Source organism: Empedobacter sp. GD03861, assembly GCF_029840885.1.
In the GTDB taxonomy this organism is placed as follows: Bacteria; Bacteroidota; Bacteroidia; order Flavobacteriales; family Weeksellaceae; genus Empedobacter; species Empedobacter falsenii_B.
Window position 1 is genome coordinate 32,223 of the sequence record NZ_JAOCDJ010000015.1, and the last position, 18,662, is coordinate 50,884.

15 protein-coding genes are annotated in these 18,662 nt (G+C 30.6%); 4 read left to right on the forward strand and 11 right to left on the reverse strand.

What is annotated here, in order from left to right:
* The first annotated feature begins 153 nt into the window (after positions 1-153).
* Positions 154-621: a DUF6265 family protein gene (locus tag N5D03_RS08995; RefSeq protein ID WP_280051424.1), complete on the forward strand. Its 468-nt coding sequence runs from the start codon at positions 154-156 to the stop codon at positions 619-621.
* On the opposite strand, the gene N5D03_RS09000 is transcribed toward N5D03_RS08995, so the two are convergent.
* Positions 622-1,815 carry a Pycsar system effector family protein gene (locus N5D03_RS09000; protein WP_280051425.1) on the reverse strand — a complete coding sequence of 398 codons (1,194 nt, stop codon included), beginning with the start codon at positions 1,813-1,815 and terminating at the stop codon, positions 622-624.
* A gap of 24 nt (positions 1,816-1,839) precedes the next feature.
* Here N5D03_RS09000 and N5D03_RS09005 point away from each other — a divergent pair, with 24 nt between their 5' ends.
* Positions 1,840-5,562 carry a metallophosphoesterase gene (locus N5D03_RS09005; RefSeq protein WP_280051426.1) on the forward strand — a complete coding sequence of 1,241 codons (3,723 nt, stop codon included), beginning with the start codon at positions 1,840-1,842 and terminating at the stop codon, positions 5,560-5,562.
* A 33-nt stretch (positions 5,563-5,595) separates the two neighbouring features.
* Here the strand turns inward: N5D03_RS09005 and N5D03_RS09010 are convergent, their stop codons facing one another.
* From N5D03_RS09010 to N5D03_RS09050, 9 genes are all read right to left on the reverse strand, one after another.
* The gene (locus N5D03_RS09010) at positions 5,596-6,009 is read right to left on the reverse strand and encodes an SRPBCC domain-containing protein (protein ID WP_280051427.1); all 414 of its coding nucleotides are present in this window, start codon (positions 6,007-6,009) and stop codon (positions 5,596-5,598) included.
* Positions 6,010-6,012: 3 nt separating this feature from the next.
* Positions 6,013-8,331 carry a hypothetical protein gene (locus N5D03_RS09015; RefSeq protein WP_280051428.1) on the reverse strand — a complete coding sequence of 773 codons (2,319 nt, stop codon included), beginning with the start codon at positions 8,329-8,331 and terminating at the stop codon, positions 6,013-6,015.
* Positions 8,332-8,396: 65 nt separating this feature from the next.
* Positions 8,397-9,152: a peroxide stress protein YaaA gene (gene yaaA, locus N5D03_RS09020; RefSeq protein WP_280046276.1), complete on the reverse strand. Its 756-nt coding sequence runs from the start codon at positions 9,150-9,152 to the stop codon at positions 8,397-8,399.
* Positions 9,153-9,317: 165 nt separating this feature from the next.
* Positions 9,318-10,019, reverse strand: a complete 702-nt coding sequence (locus N5D03_RS09025) for a GLPGLI family protein (protein ID WP_280051429.1) — start codon at positions 10,017-10,019, stop codon at positions 9,318-9,320.
* Positions 10,020-10,025: 6 nt separating this feature from the next.
* Positions 10,026-10,661: a hypothetical protein gene (locus N5D03_RS09030; RefSeq protein ID WP_280051430.1), complete on the reverse strand. Its 636-nt coding sequence runs from the start codon at positions 10,659-10,661 to the stop codon at positions 10,026-10,028.
* A gap of 6 nt (positions 10,662-10,667) precedes the next feature.
* Positions 10,668-11,309, reverse strand: coding sequence for a hypothetical protein (locus N5D03_RS09035; protein ID WP_280051431.1), 642 nt, complete (start codon positions 11,307-11,309; stop codon positions 10,668-10,670).
* 145 nt (positions 11,310-11,454) lie between these two features.
* Positions 11,455-12,234 (reverse strand): HAD family hydrolase, encoded by a 780-nt coding sequence (locus tag N5D03_RS09040; RefSeq protein WP_280051432.1) that lies wholly within the window; start codon positions 12,232-12,234, stop codon positions 11,455-11,457.
* A gap of 59 nt (positions 12,235-12,293) precedes the next feature.
* Complete coding sequence (gene lat, locus N5D03_RS09045; protein ID WP_280051433.1) at positions 12,294-13,583, reverse strand: L-lysine 6-transaminase; 1,290 nt, start codon at positions 13,581-13,583, stop codon at positions 12,294-12,296.
* 12 nt (positions 13,584-13,595) lie between these two features.
* Positions 13,596-15,125: an aldehyde dehydrogenase family protein gene (locus N5D03_RS09050; protein ID WP_280051434.1), complete on the reverse strand. Its 1,530-nt coding sequence runs from the start codon at positions 15,123-15,125 to the stop codon at positions 13,596-13,598.
* Positions 15,126-15,266: 141 nt separating this feature from the next.
* Here N5D03_RS09050 and N5D03_RS09055 point away from each other — a divergent pair, with 141 nt between their 5' ends.
* Positions 15,267-16,433: an acyl-CoA dehydrogenase family protein gene (locus tag N5D03_RS09055; protein ID WP_280051435.1), complete on the forward strand. Its 1,167-nt coding sequence runs from the start codon at positions 15,267-15,269 to the stop codon at positions 16,431-16,433.
* Positions 16,434-16,506: 73 nt separating this feature from the next.
* Positions 16,507-18,186, forward strand: a complete 1,680-nt coding sequence (locus N5D03_RS09060) for a PNGase F N-terminal domain-containing protein (RefSeq protein WP_280051436.1) — start codon at positions 16,507-16,509, stop codon at positions 18,184-18,186.
* 24 nt (positions 18,187-18,210) lie between these two features.
* Here N5D03_RS09060 and N5D03_RS09065 read toward each other — a convergent pair.
* On the reverse strand, positions 18,211-18,662 hold a 452-nt coding region (locus N5D03_RS09065), incomplete at its 5' end, for an alpha/beta hydrolase (protein ID WP_280051437.1).

Consider the following 18,662-nt stretch of genomic DNA (forward strand, 5'->3'; position numbering starts at 1 on the left):
TAGTGTACCTTTTGTTTATTGCCTAATTTAACTGCCACGAATTACACAAAAAGTAAACCAATAATACATAAAAGAATAAAATTTTTGAGAAAAAATCATTTCTATCATTTTAACTATTTCAAATTGATTATTTTTACTATTAAGCACACTAATATGAAACTATTTACTTTTCTTCTTTTATTTATTTTTTTGTTGAATTCTTGCGAATCAACTAAAACTTCTGCTGATAAACCAAGTTTTGATTTTTTGGTTGGAGAATGGATTAGAACAAATGAAAAATCGGATCGAAAAACGTATGAAAACTGGAAAAAAGTTGATAAAAACACTTTTTTAGGTTGCGGGTTTACAATCAAAAATAATGATACAATTTCGCAGGAACATCTTACTATCACAAAGATTGATGATAAATGGATATTGAAAGTTAATTTGGACAAAACTAAAAAAGAGACAACTGATTTTGAGTTAATCAATTCTGATAAAAATTCGTTTACATTAGAAAATCAAGAGAATGATTTTCCTAAACTTATCAAATATTGGAAAGTTGGAAATCAGTTAAAAGCTGAGATTAGTAATGATGAATCAAGTAAAATTGCTTTTACTTTTGAAAAAGTAAAGAAATAATTAAGCAACATTTGTGATCATCGCGTAAGCAAACGTTAGAACGGATAAAATTGTTCCGATCATAAAAATTGTGTACGTGATGCTTAACAAACGATATTTTCTTTCCAAAACTTTTCCTAAATAATACAAATCTCTTGTCATAGAATTATATAAATAATCGCGGTCTTTCATCAGTTCTTGCATCGCTTCTTCGTAGGCATCAAGCGACATTTGATAAAAATTCCCAAAGAAAAGCAAATTCACTTTTTTGTTTTTTACATCTTCTTCGTTAAAACTTTCGTACGTTACATTTGGTTTAGTTGCTAAAATTGCAAAAATAATTGAAACAACGCTTGATAAAAGCATTACAATTGAAGGTAAAAGTAAATATTCATTCTTTGGACTTCCTAATTTTGGAACCAAAGTAGAAAGTGCAATCGAAATCACGATAGCATTTACAGACAATAAGATATTGGCTTTACTATCCGCAATATCGCTTAAACGAGTATGATTGTTCAACGTTACACGAAAAAGTGTATCAACACCACGATCTGGTTGTTGAATCTTATCGTTTTTCTTTTTCTTGATTTCATACTTATTGGGAATATCACCAATCAACTCTATCTCTTTGATTTTATTTTGGGTAAAGATCAAATTTTCTTCTTTTCCTTTCTGCCAAAGCTTTTTTGCAGCATCCGTATAAAAATGATGTACGTTTAGAAAGAAATTTCTATTCTCTACATGCCATTCATAGTCCGAAAATTCTTTGTGACAAATTTTGGCAATTTCATCACGTAACAACTCAGAAATCTTAGGATATTCGGTTTGTCCTAAATGATAGTTATCTGCATCTTTTACAATTGCTTCACCTATATTTTTCGGAACACTATTTAATGTTGTGATTAAAATATAATCTTGGACTTCGTTGATGTAATTTTCGTCGAAATTATGCTCGCTCAAATACTGTTTTGCAATATTTGCACTTTCTTTTTCATGACCTTGCACGGTTTTTGTATATCCCGTATCATGAAACCAACCAGCAATTAATAATTTTTCTTGTAAATCTGTAGAGATTTGTTCCTCCGCGCTCAAAGTTTTTATAGCTTCTACAACTTTTACAGTATGCATAAAATTATGATACGTAAAATCTAAAGAAAGATTATCTTTGAACAGATTGAAAACATAGTTTTCTATATTTAATAACAATTGGTTCATCACAAGTTTTTAACGCTTAAATGTATGAAATTATTACCAACACTGAACAACAAAAAATTGAATTATCCTTTTTTGGCTTTAGTAGGTTCTTGCCTTTATATGACATCTTGCGCTACGCAACATCCTCAATACGGGAAAAATATTAAGACTGAAAAAGTTCAAGAAGTTGAAGGAAAAAAGATTCAATCTATTTATTTAATCGGAGATGCCGGAAATTTAGATCAACCAAAAAATAAACAAAATTTAGAAACGCTAAAACTTGAATTAGCGAAAGCTGACTCTTCTTCTTATCTTTTCTTTTTAGGTGATAATGTTTACGAAAATGGAATTGTAACAGATTCTACAAAAGCTGAATATACAACAAGTAGAGAAAAACTTCAATTTCAGATTGATTTAGCGAAAGAATTTAAAGGAAAAACTCTTTTTATTCCAGGAAATCATGATTGGCGGAATGGTGTAAAAGGATTAAAAGAACAAGAAAAATTAGTCAAAAAACAATTGGGTAATAAAAAATCATTTTTACCAAAAGATGCATGTCCAATTGATAAAATAAATGTAAATGATAGCATCGGAATTATTGCGATAGATTCTGAATGGTATTTGCAAGATTGGGATAAACATCCTGGCCTGAATGAAAAATGTGATATCAAATCACGCGAAGCTTTCTTCGAAGAACTAGAATCGCAATTGAACAAATATCAAAATAGAACAACTGTTATCACGATGCATCATCCGTTATATTCGAACGGAACACATGGTGGACAATTTGATTTCAAAAAACAGTTTTATCCATTAGGAGATAATTTCAAAGTTCCATTACCTGTAATTGGATCTTTTATCAATTTACTAAGAAGTACAACAGGTCTTAGCCCTCAAGACGTTAATAATTTCAAATACAGAGAGATGGCTTCTCGTATTGCAACGCTTATCGAAAATAGAAATAATGTAATTGTTGTTTCTGGACACGATCACAACTTGCAATACATTCAGCAAAACAATGTCAAACAAATTATCAGCGGTTCTGGTTCTAAAAAAGAATCGGCAAAAGCGGTTGGTAAAAACGATTTTTCTTACGGAGATAATGGTTTTGTTGTCTTAGATTTGTATGATAATGGGGCTTCTAAAGCGAATTTCTATGGTTTTAAAGATCATGGAGTTGAGTTATTATTATCAAAACAAATTACAGAAAAGAAAAAGAAATATTTGGCTCAAGTTTATGATGATAAAAAAATGCCGAAAACGAAAGAAACAAGTGTATATCCGTTAGAAGATACACGTAAATCTGATCCGTATAAATTCTTTTTTGGTCGCCATTATCGTCGAACATATGGACAAACAATTACTGCTAATACCGTTAATTTAAGTCAGCTAAATGGAGGTTTAATCCCTGTTAGAATGGGTGGTGGACATCAAACGCAAAGTTTGCGATTGGCAAATGCAAAAGGTGAAGAATACAATATGCGATCGGTGAAGAAAAGTGCCACGCAATTTATTCAGCAAGTAGCATTTAAAAATAAATATGTTGCAGATGAATTTGAAGATTCATTCACAGAGAAATTTTTGATGGATTTCTATACAACCAATCATCCATATTATCCATTAACAGTTGCTAATTTGATGAAACCGATCAATATCATGCATTCTACGCCAAAATTATATTATGTTCCGAAACAAGAAGCCTTGAAAGAATATAATGAGAATTTTGGTGATGAATTATACATGATAGAAGAGCGACCAATGTCTGGATATCAAGATGGTGTTTTCGGAAAACCAAAAGATATTGTTAGTACAGATGATATGTTGGCTGCAATTCACAAAAACAAAGATGTTGTTGTAGATAAACAAGCCTACATTCGTGCACGACTTTTTGATATGTTAGTTGGTGATTGGGATCGACATTCTGATCAATGGCGTTGGGGCGTTTACAAAGAAAATAATCAAACTGTTTACAAACCAATTCCACGTGATAGAGACCAAGCATTTCCACGTTATGACGGACTTTTCTTTCATTTGATTATGAAAATTCCTCCGCTTAGACATATGCAAGATTACAAAGATGATATCAAAAATGTAAAATGGTTCAACAGAGAACCTTATCCGTTGGATTTAGCCATTTTAGAATCATCCGATCTTGATTTATGGAAAAAAGAAGCAAAATATATTCAAGATAATTTGAGTGATGATTATATCAAACAATCATTTGAATTAATTCCTGAAGAAACAAAACAAGAATATGATCAAGAAGTCATTAATAATCTTATTGCCCGAAAATCTAAATTAGAAAAATTTGCTGAAGAATATAATAAAGTTCTTCGCAAATTAGTCATTCTGAAAGGAACAGACGAAGATGAAGATTTTGTGATAACTCGTTTACCAAAAGGAAAAACAAATGTAAAAATCTATTCAGGACAAAATCGAACTTTAATTCTTGATGAAGATTTTGATAAAAAAGAAACGAAAGAAATTCGTTTATATGGATTAAACGGAAAAGATAAATTCAAGGTTGAAGGAAAGCCAAATAACGCTATTTTAGTTCGTATTATTGGTGGAATAGATGACGATATATACGAAGTAAAGCGTTCTGCAAAAGTAAAAGTATATGATTACGCTAACGGAAGCGATGCATCTGAATCTACTTTTTTGACGTCGAAAAATTTTGTCAACGATTACGAGGTTAATACATACGATTACAAACAACCGATGTATAATTTCTTTACGATGTTACCTAATATCGGCTACAATCCTGATGATGGAATAAAAATTGGTTTATCGCCAACCTACACTGTCAACGGTTTTGATCGTAAACCATATTCGCAACGTCACAATTTGCAATTAAGTTATTATTTTGCGACAGGCGGTTGGGATGCAAAATACAAAGGAACCTTTACAAAAGCTTTGGGTAAATGGAATTTAGATCTTAATGCAGCTTACACGAGTCCAACTTATAGTACAAATTTCTTTGGCTTAGGAAACGAAACCGTGAATAATCAAGAAGAAATTGGAATGGATTATAACCGTGTTCGATTAGAAAGTTATAGTATTGGACCATCTATTTTCAAGATTATGAATAACAATGGTCGTTTAGATTTTTCTGCGATTTATAGTTACAAAAAGATTGAAGAGAATAAAGATCGTATCGTCGAAGATTTACCATCAATTAATAGAGACGTTTTCAAAGGACAACATTTCGGAGAAATTGGAGCCAAATATTTGTTCAAAAATTACGATAACGAATCATTGCCAAAATTAGGTATGACATTTTTAGCTAATGCAAAGTGGATTTCTAACTTGACAGATTTTGAACGTAATCATTTTTACACAGAACTTAATTTAGGTTTTACGCACAAAATTTCTGCAAATGGAAGATTAACAGTTGCTTCTATGCTAAAAGGTAAAGCAGTTTGGGGTAATTTTATGGAATTCTACCAAATGGCTAATTTAGGTGGAGATCAAGATTTACGTGGTTATCGATTAGGTCGTTTTGCTGGAGACAAAGTTTTCTTACAAACATCTGATTTACGATTTGATGCTTTACGTTTCAAAGCCGTTGTTCCATTGCGATTAGGCGTTTTTGTTGGAGCTGATTATGGACGAGTTTGGTTAAACGGAGAAGACTCAAATAAATGGCATTCATCTATGGGTGGCGGACTTTGGATAAACGGAGCACAATCTATTACCGCAACAGTTTCATACTTTAAAGGTGAAGATCCGGGACGAATCGTTTTTGGATTGAATTTCGGATTTTAACATATAAAAAAATAACCTTCAAAAATTTGAAGGTTATTTTTTTTGTACATATTTCTTGATTGCTTGCATCATATTTATCCACGCATTTTCTGAATGCGAGCGCTCAAAATCATCCGCAAAATCTTTTCCTTCAATTGATAGATAAGTAAAATTACCCGAAACTTTCAAGTTAAAAATCACTTCAATCTCATGGTCTGTATTTTGTTTTTTATAATTATATCGCAAACGTTCATTCTCCATAATTGATGTAATCAAGGCTTCATCTATCAACGTTTCATTATTTTTTTGTGATACAAACTTTATCTTCTCTCCTACTTTCCAATCGTTACAAGTCATTTTTATGTTTTCAAAACATTCATTAAACGCTTGTTCATCAGTCAAAACTTTCCAAATATTTTCGACAGTACTATCTATCGAAATATTAAGCAATACATCATCTTTTTCCATTCTTTATTCTTCTATTTTTGTATATTTTTCGAGTTTATTTTTATAATTAATCGAAACTCTAATTGCTTGCAAACCACTTATACCTTGCAAATCATCAATTTCCAAATATTCAACATCTTTTTTCAAAAATTTCTTATCAATTAATAAATTGATATAATTTGAGTATTCTTCTTTTAGGATATCTACGGTATAAATAATACAAATTTTGTGTGGCAAATTGATTCGTTCATTTGTTCCTTTCACAAAAGCTTTACTCAATCTTTTCTTGATTATTTCATATTTTGCATTGTTATATCCATTAACATCAAAACGTTTCTCATCTAATTTGAACAAAATATCTAAAGTGGTATTCGTTGCAAAAATCAACGAAGCAACCTCAACTTTTAATGGTGTTTTTTTCTGAATTTCTTTGTAAGATTGTTCCAAGGCTATCATCGCTTGTAGTTGCCAATATCTAATTTCTCGAATATTTTGATAGGAGAATTTTTTGAACGGCGCAATACTTCGCCCAACATACAAATTGTAATCAATTCCATCTGTCTTGAAACGTTCGTAATAATGCGGAAATACATCTTGAGCATCTTTCTGAAAAGTGTCTAATTTGTTCGACAAAAGTGAATTTGTCATTACAATTGTTTGGTCAAATTTTTTGCGTTCTACGTAAAATAATCCCGTTGTAGAATCTAACTTTTTTAGATATTCTTCGATAATTGATTTCTCATTGTCCTTTACATATTTGGGAATTTCAGGATGAATATGCAACGTAATGTAATCAAATAATTCGCTTTCGAAATAGATTTTATCTACATTATCTATTCGTTGCAAAAAATCAGTCAAATCGTCAATATAATCCAAAAATTTATTCTTTTTTGTACGATTATATAACTCGTTACAAATCAAAATCAAGTAATTAATCTGATTAGTATAATCCATTTTTAAACATTGATTTCGAATCACTGACGAATTTCTCACATCCAATTCACCATAAATTGGATATACATTTTGAAAAGAAATCTGCAATTTTTGTTTTGTATTTCCCGGATGCAATATATGTTCGCGAGCTTTTTCTCTAAATTTCCAATCTACACTTGGATGCAACGAGGTATATTCGGTTTGTATATAAGCATTGATTTGATTCTCAAACTCTACCGTATAGCGATAAATAGATTCTTCTAAAAGAGGCGTGATTTCGCGCAAAAGGTTTGCATTAATTCGATTGAAAACTCCAGATTCTTTCGAACCTATTTCTAAAATACCTAAATGAGATTTTCCGTTTTTCAATGGATAAAGAATCAAACTTTTCAGACCAGATTCATTTGCCATTCTCAACATTTTATCTTGTGGAAACTTCTCCAAAGCTGCGTCAATATTAGAAACAACATAATAATCTGATTTCGATATTTTGTTCTCTAAATCAGCACAAAAAACTTCATTCAGTTTTATTTTTTTATGATTATCAATCAGTAAACTATCATTCAATTGTAATAAATGACTAATTTCTAATTGATTTTTATCCGAATTATAAGCTGAAAAACCGACTTCTAAATTATTGATCCTAAAAATAGATTTTAATGCAGAAATAATATCATTTCGAACAATATTAAAAGGTTCTCCATAAGATAATAATTTAGATTTTAAGTTAGAAAGTGCAATTTCAGTCGTATTATCAAAAAATGAAACAAGATTAAACCCTTTTGCAATCCACGATCCAATTGGAATTTTTCTCATCCACAAAGCTGTATCTTCATAATTATTCAACAACTCTTCAATTTCATCTTCAGTCAATTTAAATTTATCTTCGGATGGATAAATACGAAAATAATCATGGTTTATATCAGTCCCAAGATAAGTTCTGTAGCCATTTTGATTGTCTATCACCAACTGATTTGATAAATTAAAATCTAAATTTTTATGATAATATTTTGATAAGATGAAGCAACAACAAAACTTATATAATGTATCATAATCTAAATCTTCAAAATTGAATTTTAGTCGTGATTCATTATTATCAATCAACTCTCTAAGTCGATCCGTTGCAAAAATAAATTTATCTGAAAAGGGAAAAGTTATCGCTTTTAAATTATATTTTACAAATGGATTAGGAATAATTTTCTCAATAATAGGCTCAACATCTTTGATAATTTTCTGAAAATCTTCAAATGTTTCAACACCATTAATCAACTCTGGTCGAGTAGCTTTCAGGTATTCTAGAAAAGCTTTAAACTCTCCAAAATTGTATTCAGATCGTTCTAATTCTTCAATCAGAGATTGGAACGAGTAAATAATTTTGATGGGTAATTTATCGATAAAATTTTCTTTCATATATGATTTAAAAATAACAAAAGACTACTAATAAAGTAGTCTTCAAGTTATTATTTTTTTAGTCATTATCTTGTAAATACCAAAATTTCTTCGGCAGAAAGGTTCTCATCAAAACGATAACCATCCACGTCAAATGCTTTCACTTGATCCAAAGTTTCAACTTTATTTTCTGCACAATAACGCGCCATTGCACCACGAGCATGTTTAAAATACATCATGATTTTTTTCAATTCACCATTCTTGTAATCTTGAAACTCTACATCAATCATCGGAACTTTTAATGATTTTCTATCCAAAACTTTTGCATATTCATTGCTTGCTAAATTTAAGATAAACTCGCCTTTCTTCAATTTTGAATTTAGAAAAGATGTCAAAATTTCTTTCCAAAAACCATACAAATTTTTCGAACCATGAACATCTAATTTCGAACCCATTTCCAATCGATACAACATTACTTTATCAGAAGGACGCAACATCCCATAAAGTCCAGATAACAAAAATGCATGTTTATTAAAGTAATCAAATGCATCATCATCTAAAGTTTCAGCATTCAACCCTCTATAAACTTCACCTTTGAAAGCTAAAGCTGCTGGAATAGCTTGTTTTGCAGTAGGTTTAACATTCCAAACCTGATTACGCTCCACATTCATTTCCGCAATATCTTTCGAAATTTTCATTAATTTTTCAAGATCTGTTGTACTCATCTCTTTCATAACATCCATAATTTCTTGCGAATGTTCCAAAAATTGAGGTGTTGTTGCTCTCCATTTAGCATTCGTTTCCAAATTCATCATCTTCGCTGGAGAAAGTAATATTTTCATGTATCAAAAAATCTTAATTAATAAAAAAAGTATTCTGTTAGAATAAAATCTAATTCAACTCTTCTTTAACAAAGATAAGAATTGTTTGCTTTAGAAAAAGTGTAATTATATTGATTAAAAATATTCACAGATTATAAATAACTATTAATTAATATCAAAAAGGATTTAATTAAATTTTCGGTTTTCTTCTTCAACCATTTTTTCAAAATCGGACTGAGTTATTTGTTTACCCTTGGTTGGTTTATTTATTTTGAATTTATCACTCACTTCAACTTTTGTTACAACGTAAATTTGCTTATTCAACTGATTTCCTTCTTTGTTATTTAAAATAATTTTTAGAATTACACCAGGTAATCCGCCATAATTTGTTGGTCCATTTTTATAATTGAGTTTTGGAGCATACCAAGCTTCAACAATAGTGTTTTCGGATTCTTGTAAAATTGCTTTTTTGACATCAAATCCTAAAATTTTAGAATTCTCCTTTTTAAGTATCCATTTATATTGTGGAATTGAATCATAAATAAGGAGATTTTTACCATTAAAATTAATTTCAGAAAGTGAATTATTGTCTTTTAAATTTTTATAAAAAAATCCTCCAGGACCACTAACAAAACTTATTGACATTCCACTTTTATTTTGTGAATTATCTACTCGATCAATTTTATTAAAAGTAGATTCGTCTTTAGATGTAATCAATTCAAAATACAACCGATTATCATTACTATTTTTGTACATATCTCTACTCTTAGCATCTGAGGCATTTTGATAATCAAATTCATTTCTGAATTCATACTCTATTTTTAAATTTTCTTGCGCATTCATAACATAAAATGTTAAGCAAAAAAACAGCGTAAAAATATTTTTCATTCAATATTAATTATTTGAAGTTGTAAATCCTTTATCAATTAAATCATAATTTATTCTTTCACCTTCATTTGGACGTTTTATCTGAATCGTATTATTTTCTTTAAACTCCAATAAATTATATTCGGTTACCATTTTAGCTTTATTGTTTAGTGTTTCTTTATAGGAAATGATATATCCTGGAATATCAAAATAATTAATATCCTGATCAATTGGGGAAAATCGGATTTCAGATGGACAATACCATATTTCTATCGTATGTGTTAATTTGCCAACTTCAAATTGAAAGTCTGCACGTTTCGCATTACAATTATTAATAACTTTTGTCTCATCTTTAAAAACCCAATCAATTTTCTTAAAATTACTGAAGATTATAGCTCTTTTATCTTTATAATTTCGCTGTGTTTCTGCTATCTTATCTCTGTAATTTACATAATTGTATATTTGTCCATCATAAAATCTATCATTTTTTCTGATTTCAAAATTTGCTTCATCTCCTTTTTTATTAAGTTCATAAACTATTGAAACACCATTTAAGTTTGAGTTAAGAAATGAAGTTTTGTATTGGTAATAAGCAGTTAAATTTTCTTGCGCATTCATAACATAAAATGTTAAGCAAAAAAACAGCGTAAAATATTTTTTCATTCAATATTAATTATTTGAAGTTGTAAATCCTTTATCAATTAAATCATAATTTATTCTTTCACCTTCATTTGGACGTTTTATCTGAATCGTATTATTTTCTTTAAACTCCAATAAATTATATTCAGTTATCATTGAAACCTTTTTCACTTTATTGTTTAGTGTTTCTTTGTAAGAAATTACATATCCTGGAATATCAAAAAAATTAACCTCTTCAACAATTGGAGAAAAACGAACTTCAGATGGACAATACCAAACTTCTATCGTATGTGTTAAATTACCTTCTTCAAATTGATAGTCTGCACGTTTCGCATTACAATTATTAACAACTTTTGTTTCATCTTTAAAAGCCCAATCAATCTTATTGTAATTTTTATAAATTACAGCTCTTTTACCTTTATAATTTCGTTGAGTTTCTGAAATCTTATCTTTATAATTTATATATTGATAGAGCTTACCATCATAAAATCTATCATTTTTCTTGATTTCAAAATTCGCTTCGCTACCTTTCTGATTTAGTTCATAAACTATTTTTACTCCACCATCCATATCCTTAAAAGATGTTGAATATTGGTAATAAGCAGTTAAGTTTTCTTGCGCAAAACCAATATTAGAAAAAAGTAAACATCCATAAAGTAAAATTCGTTTCATTTTGTTGTAGTTTGATAATTAATACTCTAAAATAATTTTAATTTTATAATTCTTTAATAATTGAACTAACATTTAACACAATATTGTGAAAAGAAAAAAAATCCAACTTAGGCTGGATTTTTTTTCTAAAAATTAAAATAAGTTTCTAAATTACCTCAAAATGTTTCAGTGCATTCCATATTCCGTGATTATCTGCAGAAGTTGTATAATAATCAGCCGCTTCACGAACATTCTCTTTCGCATCGCCCATTGCTACGCCTATTTTACAACCTTTCAACATACTAATATCGTTACCACCATCACCAAAAGCCATTGTTTTAGTTAAATCTAAATTATCGCGTTCAGCCATTCGCTCTATTCCACGCATTTTACTAATATCTTTCGGATTTATATCAGTAAAATATTCTATCCAACGTGTTCCTACACTGTTTGTCAACACATTTTTCATCAAATAATCTTCTTGTTCTTCGTTCACAAAAAAATTCATTTGCATAATATTATCTTTCGGCAAAGTTCGAGGATCAACCACTTCTGGAAGTTCCATTCCAAAATAAGCAAACGATTTTTCTACATTCTCATTCACACGATTGATACTAAACGCTTCTTTCGTCATATACGAAAATGAGAAAGGATTTTCATCATCATATTGTAACAAAGCCTCTATATCATTAGGGTTGATGTAATCTACAAAAAATGATTGACGGTTTTCGTCGGAGCACATTCCTCCATTATTATTGATGTAACCATCAAAACCATAATCAAAAATATGCTCAGGCATATCCACCATATTTCGTCCTGTTGCGATGTATATTTTTTTGTTTTTTTGTTTCAATAATTTCAACGCTTCAATTGTCGAATCACTGATTTCATGGTTTTCAAAACCTTGTAATGTTCCGTCAAAATCGAAGAAAAAAGAATCTATCATACTTTAGTTTTATCTTTTACAAAATTAAAAAGCAACCTTTCTTTGGTTGCTTTTACAGTTTATTTTAACGCTAATTTAATAATTTCTATTGCTTTATTGGTATCTTCTTCAGAAATATTGAGATGAGGGCGCATTCGCACCGAGTTTTCACCGCAAGGAAGAATAATCATGTGATTCTCGAAACATGTTTTGATGAACTCTGAACGATCCAAATCTGATGAAAAATCAAACGCAATGAACAATCCCAAACCACGAACCGAATGAATTTTCTTCGTTTCTTTTGCGATTTCATTCAATTTTGATAAAATATATTTTCCTTTTTCTGCCGCATTTTCTACTAATTTTTCTTGTTCAATTACTTCTAAAATTAATTTGAAACGCAACATATCAATATAATTTCCACCAAAAGTCGAATTAATACGGCTTGATTCCTTGAAAACATTATTCGGAATTTGATCTAACTTTTCTTTATTCGCTAAAATTCCACAAACTTGTGTTTTCTTTCCAAACGAAATCACATCAGGAATCACATCATAATGCTGAAAAGCCCACATTTTACCAGTCATTCCCATTCCTGTTTGTACCTCATCAAAAATCAATAAAATCTCTTCTCTATCACAAATTTCTCTCAATTTCTGAAAGAATTCTTTTCGAAAATAATTATCTCCTCCTTCACCTTGAATCGGCTCAATAATAATACAAGCAACTTTATTTTTGCGTGTTTCTAAAGCATTTTCTATTTGTTCAATCGCTCGTTTTTCAGCCTCAACAACCTTGCATAAATTATCTTCTGTAACAGGATAAATTCGTTTTGGATTTTCAATTCTTGGCCAATCAAACTTTGGAAAATATTCGTATTTACGAGGATCTTTCGTATTTGTCAACGATAATGTATAACCAGAACGCCCATGAAAAGCTTGTTTAAAATGAATGACATCACTTGCTTCTTTCTCAATTCCTTTCGAAAAATTTAATTTTGTTTTCCAATCAAAAGCCGTTTTCAAAGCATTTTCTACTGCCAACGTTCCTCCAGAAATAAAGAATAAATATTGCAATTCTTTCGGCATCGCCACACGCTCAAATGTATCAATTAAATCAGCGTAATCTTTTGTATAAATGTCTGACATCGCAGGTTTATTGACTGCATTTCGACCTAAAAAATCTATTTTCGCCATCAAATGTGGATGATTATAACCAATCGCAGTCGAAGCAAACATTGAAAATAAATCCAAATATTCAATGCCATTTTCGTCTACAACATAGGATCCATGCGACTTATCCATATCCATTACAATCGGATATCCATCTGCCAATATATGTTTTGCTAATCTTTCGTGTACTGTACTCATCTCTGTAAATTTTTAAAAATCAAACTTAATTCCTTGCGCCAATGGCACTTCTGTCGAATAATTAATTGTATTCGTTTGTCGTCGCATATACGCTTTCCAAGCATCCGAACCAGACTCACGCCCACCTCCAGTTTCCTTTTCTCCACCGAAAGCGCCGCCAATTTCAGCTCCAGAAGTTCCGATATTTACATTTGCAATTCCACAATCAGAGCCTTGCTGACTCAAGAATAATTCAGCTTCACGAAGATTATTTGTCATAATAGAAGACGATAAACCTTGTGCCACATTATTCTGAATTTCAATTGCATTTAACACATCTCCAAAATATTTGATTAAATATAAAATTGGAGCAAAAGTTTCATGTTGAACAATATCAAAATGATTCTCAACCTCAGCAATAACAGGCTTTACATAGCAACCGCTTTCAAAACCATTTCCTTCTAAAATTCCTCCTTCAACGATAATCTTTCCTCCTTCTTCATTAATTTTTTCTAATGCTTTTGAATACATTTCAACCGCATGTTTATCAATCAACGGTCCAACATGATTTGCTATATCCAACGGATTACCTATTTTTATCTGTTTGTAAGCATTTACTAACGATTCTTTTACTTTATCATAAATCGATTCATGAACAATCAAACGCCTTGTTGTTGTACAACGCTGTCCAGCCGTACCAACTGCACCAAAAACAGCCGAAGTCAACATAATTTTTAGATCAGCATCTGGTGTAACAATAATCGCATTATTTCCACCTAATTCTAAAATTGTTTTACCCAAACGAGCTGCAACAACTTTATTCACTTCAATTCCCATTCGCGTAGAACCTGTTGCAGAAACCAAAGCCACACGGGAATCTTGTGCAATCAATTCTCCAATTGTTTTATCGCCCATCACCAAAGAAGAAACTCCTTCTGAAATATTATTTGCTTTTAAAACTTCTGCTAAAATATGCTGACATGCAACTGCACATAAAGGCGTTTTTTCACTTGGTTTCCAAACAACAACATCACCGCAAACCATCGCTAAACACGTATTCCAAGACCAAACAGCAACTGGAAAGTTGAAGGCAGAAATAACGCCGACAACTCCAAGCGGATGATATTGATCGTACATGCGATGCAAAGGTCTTTCCGAATGAATTGTCGAACCATATAATTGACGCGATAATCCAACTGCAAAATCACAGATGTCAATCATTTCTTGCACTTCACCCAAACCTTCTTGATAGGATTTTCCCATTTCGTACGAAACCAATTTTCCCAAGGAAACTTTTTTCTCACGAAGTTTATCTCCAAATTGACGCACAATTTCTCCACGTTTCGGAGCAGGAACCATTCGCCATTCTTTGAAAGCAACTTGTGCCTCTTTTATCACTTCTTCATAATCATCTTTTGTTGATGATTTTACTTTTCCAATCAATTTTCCATCTACTGGCGAGTAAGAAGAAAGCTCTTCACCTTTTCCAAACCAAGTATTTCCTGTTGATGTTCCAAGATTTTCGGAAGAAATACCTAATTCTTTTAATTCGTTTTCTATCATTTTTTTGTGTTATTTTGTGTTTTTAACTTTTACCTAAATTAGTCAAAAGTTTCATAAATTAAAATTTTTAATAAATATTATTCAGAATAATTTTTAATTTAATGAATAATCGTTAGATTTAATAAAATAAAACCGCATAAAATGAATTCAACTACAGATTATTTTAAGATTGATGATTTATTAACCGAAGAACATAAATTAATTCGTCAATCTGTTCGAGATTTTGTGGACAACGAAATAAAACCTGTGATAGATGATGCTGCGCAACATCATAATGATATTCCAGATTTAATGAAAAAATTAGGCGCAATTGGTGCTTTAGGACCGTATATTCCAGAAGAATATGGAGGCGCTGGCTTGGACCAAATGTCGTATGGATTAATCATGCAAGAATTAGAACGTGGCGATTCGGCTGTTCGTTCTGCTGCATCTGTACAATCTTCGTTGGTGATGTATCCAATTTTTTCTTTTGGATCAGAAGAACAAAAACGCAAATATTTACCAAAATTAGCTTCAGGAGAATTCGTTGGAAGTTTTGGATTAACTGAACCAAATCACGGTTCAAATCCTGGCGGAATGGAAACTCGTTTGACTAAAAATGGTGATCATTATATCTTAAATGGAGCAAAAATGTGGATTACAAATTCACCAATTTGTAATATTGCAGTTGTTTGGGCAAGAGATGAAGAAGGAAAAATTCGTGGTGTAATTGTAGAACGCGGTATGCAAGGTTTTACAACACCAGAAACTTTGAATAAATGGTCATTAAGAGCTTCAAAAACAGGTGAATTAGTTTTCGAAAATGTGAAGATTGAAGAATCTCAAATTTTACCAGAAGTGAGTAGTTTACGCGGACCATTATCTTGTTTAAATTCTGCTAGATACGGAATTTCTTGGGGTGTAATTGGTGCTGCAATTGATTGTTACGAATCAGCTTTAAAATATTCATTAGAACGAACACAATTTGGAAAACCGATTGCTTCTTATCAATTACAGCAGAAAAAATTAGCTGAATTTATTACAGAAATAACGAAAGCTCAGTTGTTATGTTGGCGATTAGGAACACTGAAAAACGAAAATAAAGCAACGCCTGAACAAATATCAATGGCAAAACGAAATAATGTAAAAATGGCTATCGATATTGCGAGAGAGTCACGACAAATCATTGGTGCAATGGGAATTGTAGGCGATTTCCCTATGATGCGACATGCTGCAAATCTTGAGTCTGTAATCACTTACGAAGGAACACATGATGTCCATTTACTAATAACTGGCGCAGATGTGACAGGAATTAATGCTTTTGTGTAAGATATTTTTCCATACAATCAGATAATTTTATAGGTTTACAATTCGTTTGTAAACCTTTTTTATTTTATCACACATGAAATTGAAATCAATTCTACTTATTATTTTTTGTATTCAGGCTATTATTCTTGATGCGCAGGAAACCTACAAAATTACGTATGAACGCTTTTCGAATGGAAAAAAAGTCGAAGAAAATAACCCCATACAAGTTATTGCTAATACAAAAGAAACAGTTATTGGAAAGCAACAAAGTTTTAGTTATTCATCAAATTATCCTGATGAAATGTTTTATTATACCAAAACAAATCCATCAATTATTTCCTTGATTACACAATTTGATCCGACTAATTCTATCATTACAAATGATTCGGTTGCGTTTAATAAATCTGTTTTCACAATTTCTAAAGAAACGAAACGAATTTTAGGTTTACGTTGTAAAAAGGCGACGACAAATATCAATTCGAATACAATAGACGTTTGGTTTGTTGACAATATGGATTTGAATGCCTCACCAACAATGGTTGGAATGAATTTGGGGTTTGTTTTAGAACTTACTCGAAATAATAATTCAACCATTCGAGCTTCAAAAATAGAACGTGAAAAAGATTTGATTCCAAGTCAATTTATTCAAAAAGAATTGCATCAAAATCGAGTTGATTTATTGACATATAAAGATATTATTTGGAAAAGTAAATTTGTCGATATTCCGCTTTTATCACATCAACAAGTTAATTTTAGTAAAGATTTTTCGTCAAATGATTCAATTTATCGCTTTGCAAATGGAACTGTTGTAATTCGAAAAATTAAAATTCCTCAAATTAAAGTAGGAAGCCAAGTTTTCTTAAATGTTTCGCAACAATCAAATGGTGATGCTTACGATAGAACAGGTTCTGTATTTTTGATTCCACGTGATTCTAAAATTACATTTATGGATGGTTTACAAAAAGGAATCAATCAATTACCAATTTATACATCAGCAAATAATAAAAAATATCAAGGTTATTTTTTAACTGAAAATTATTCACCAACGATAGAATTAATGCGATTTTTCACACCTTTTGGAATCAAAAAATTCAATCATATTCAATTAAAAAATCAAACTTGGGAAACCGAAGCGAAATATCGTCAAGAAATCACAGAATTTCAAGGTTTATTATCTAATCAAGAAGTTTTGATTGGTTTCTTCATTGGAAATTATGATCAAGGCGGACATACAATTACTGCTAATATTTCTATTCATCCGTCAAGTTCAACGACAACGTTGCCTATCAAAAAAGTTTTACCAATTTTCAATACTGCAAATGTGATGGAAATGGCTGGACAGGAATATCCTACTTTGTTCGAAAATTCGAATGGTTTTACAGTAGAATTCACGTTGAAAGAAGATTACAACAATGCTAAATTGCGTTTTACAACAACTGGACATGGCGGTTGGGAAAATGGAGATGAATTTGTTCCAAAAGAAAATAGTATTTTTCTTGATGGACAAAAAGTATTTAATATAGTTCCTTGGAGACAAGATTGTGGTTCGTATCGCGCTTATAATCCTGCTTCTGGTAATTTTGATAATGGTTTATCATCATCAGATTATAGCCGTTCTAATTGGTGTCCTGGAACAATCACAAATCCATACTTCATAGATTTAGGCAATTTAAAAGCCGGAAAACATAGTATACAAGTAAAAATACCGCAAGGAAAACCTGAAGGAAATAGTTTCAGTTATTGGAATGTTTCTGGTGTTCTTTTAGGAGAATAGTTTTTTTTAGAGCAAAAAGATTTATTAAACGTCTTTTTGCTCTATTTTTTTATGATTTATCAAAACCGTTAACCAATCTACAATATCTTGATAAACTTGCTCTTTAATAGATTCATTCAATATTTCATGTCTCAAGTTTGGATATAATTTTATTGAAACTTTTTCAAAACCATTTTGCTCTAAATCTTTATACGATTGCAAAACTCCTTTACCAAAATCACCAATTGGATCATCTGCTCCACTCACAAAATAAATAGGTAAAGATTGCGGTATAGCTTTTGTCCAATTCTTTTTTGTTGCTTGTATATTTAAATTAATCAAAGTATAAAAACCATTAACAGTAAAAGGTATTCCACAAAGAGGATCTTTCAGAAAATTTAAACGATTTAACTCATCTAAACTAAGCCAATTAGTTTCATAAAAATTTTCTTCATTTTTAAAATATTTATTATTTGATTTTAAAAAAATAATATTAA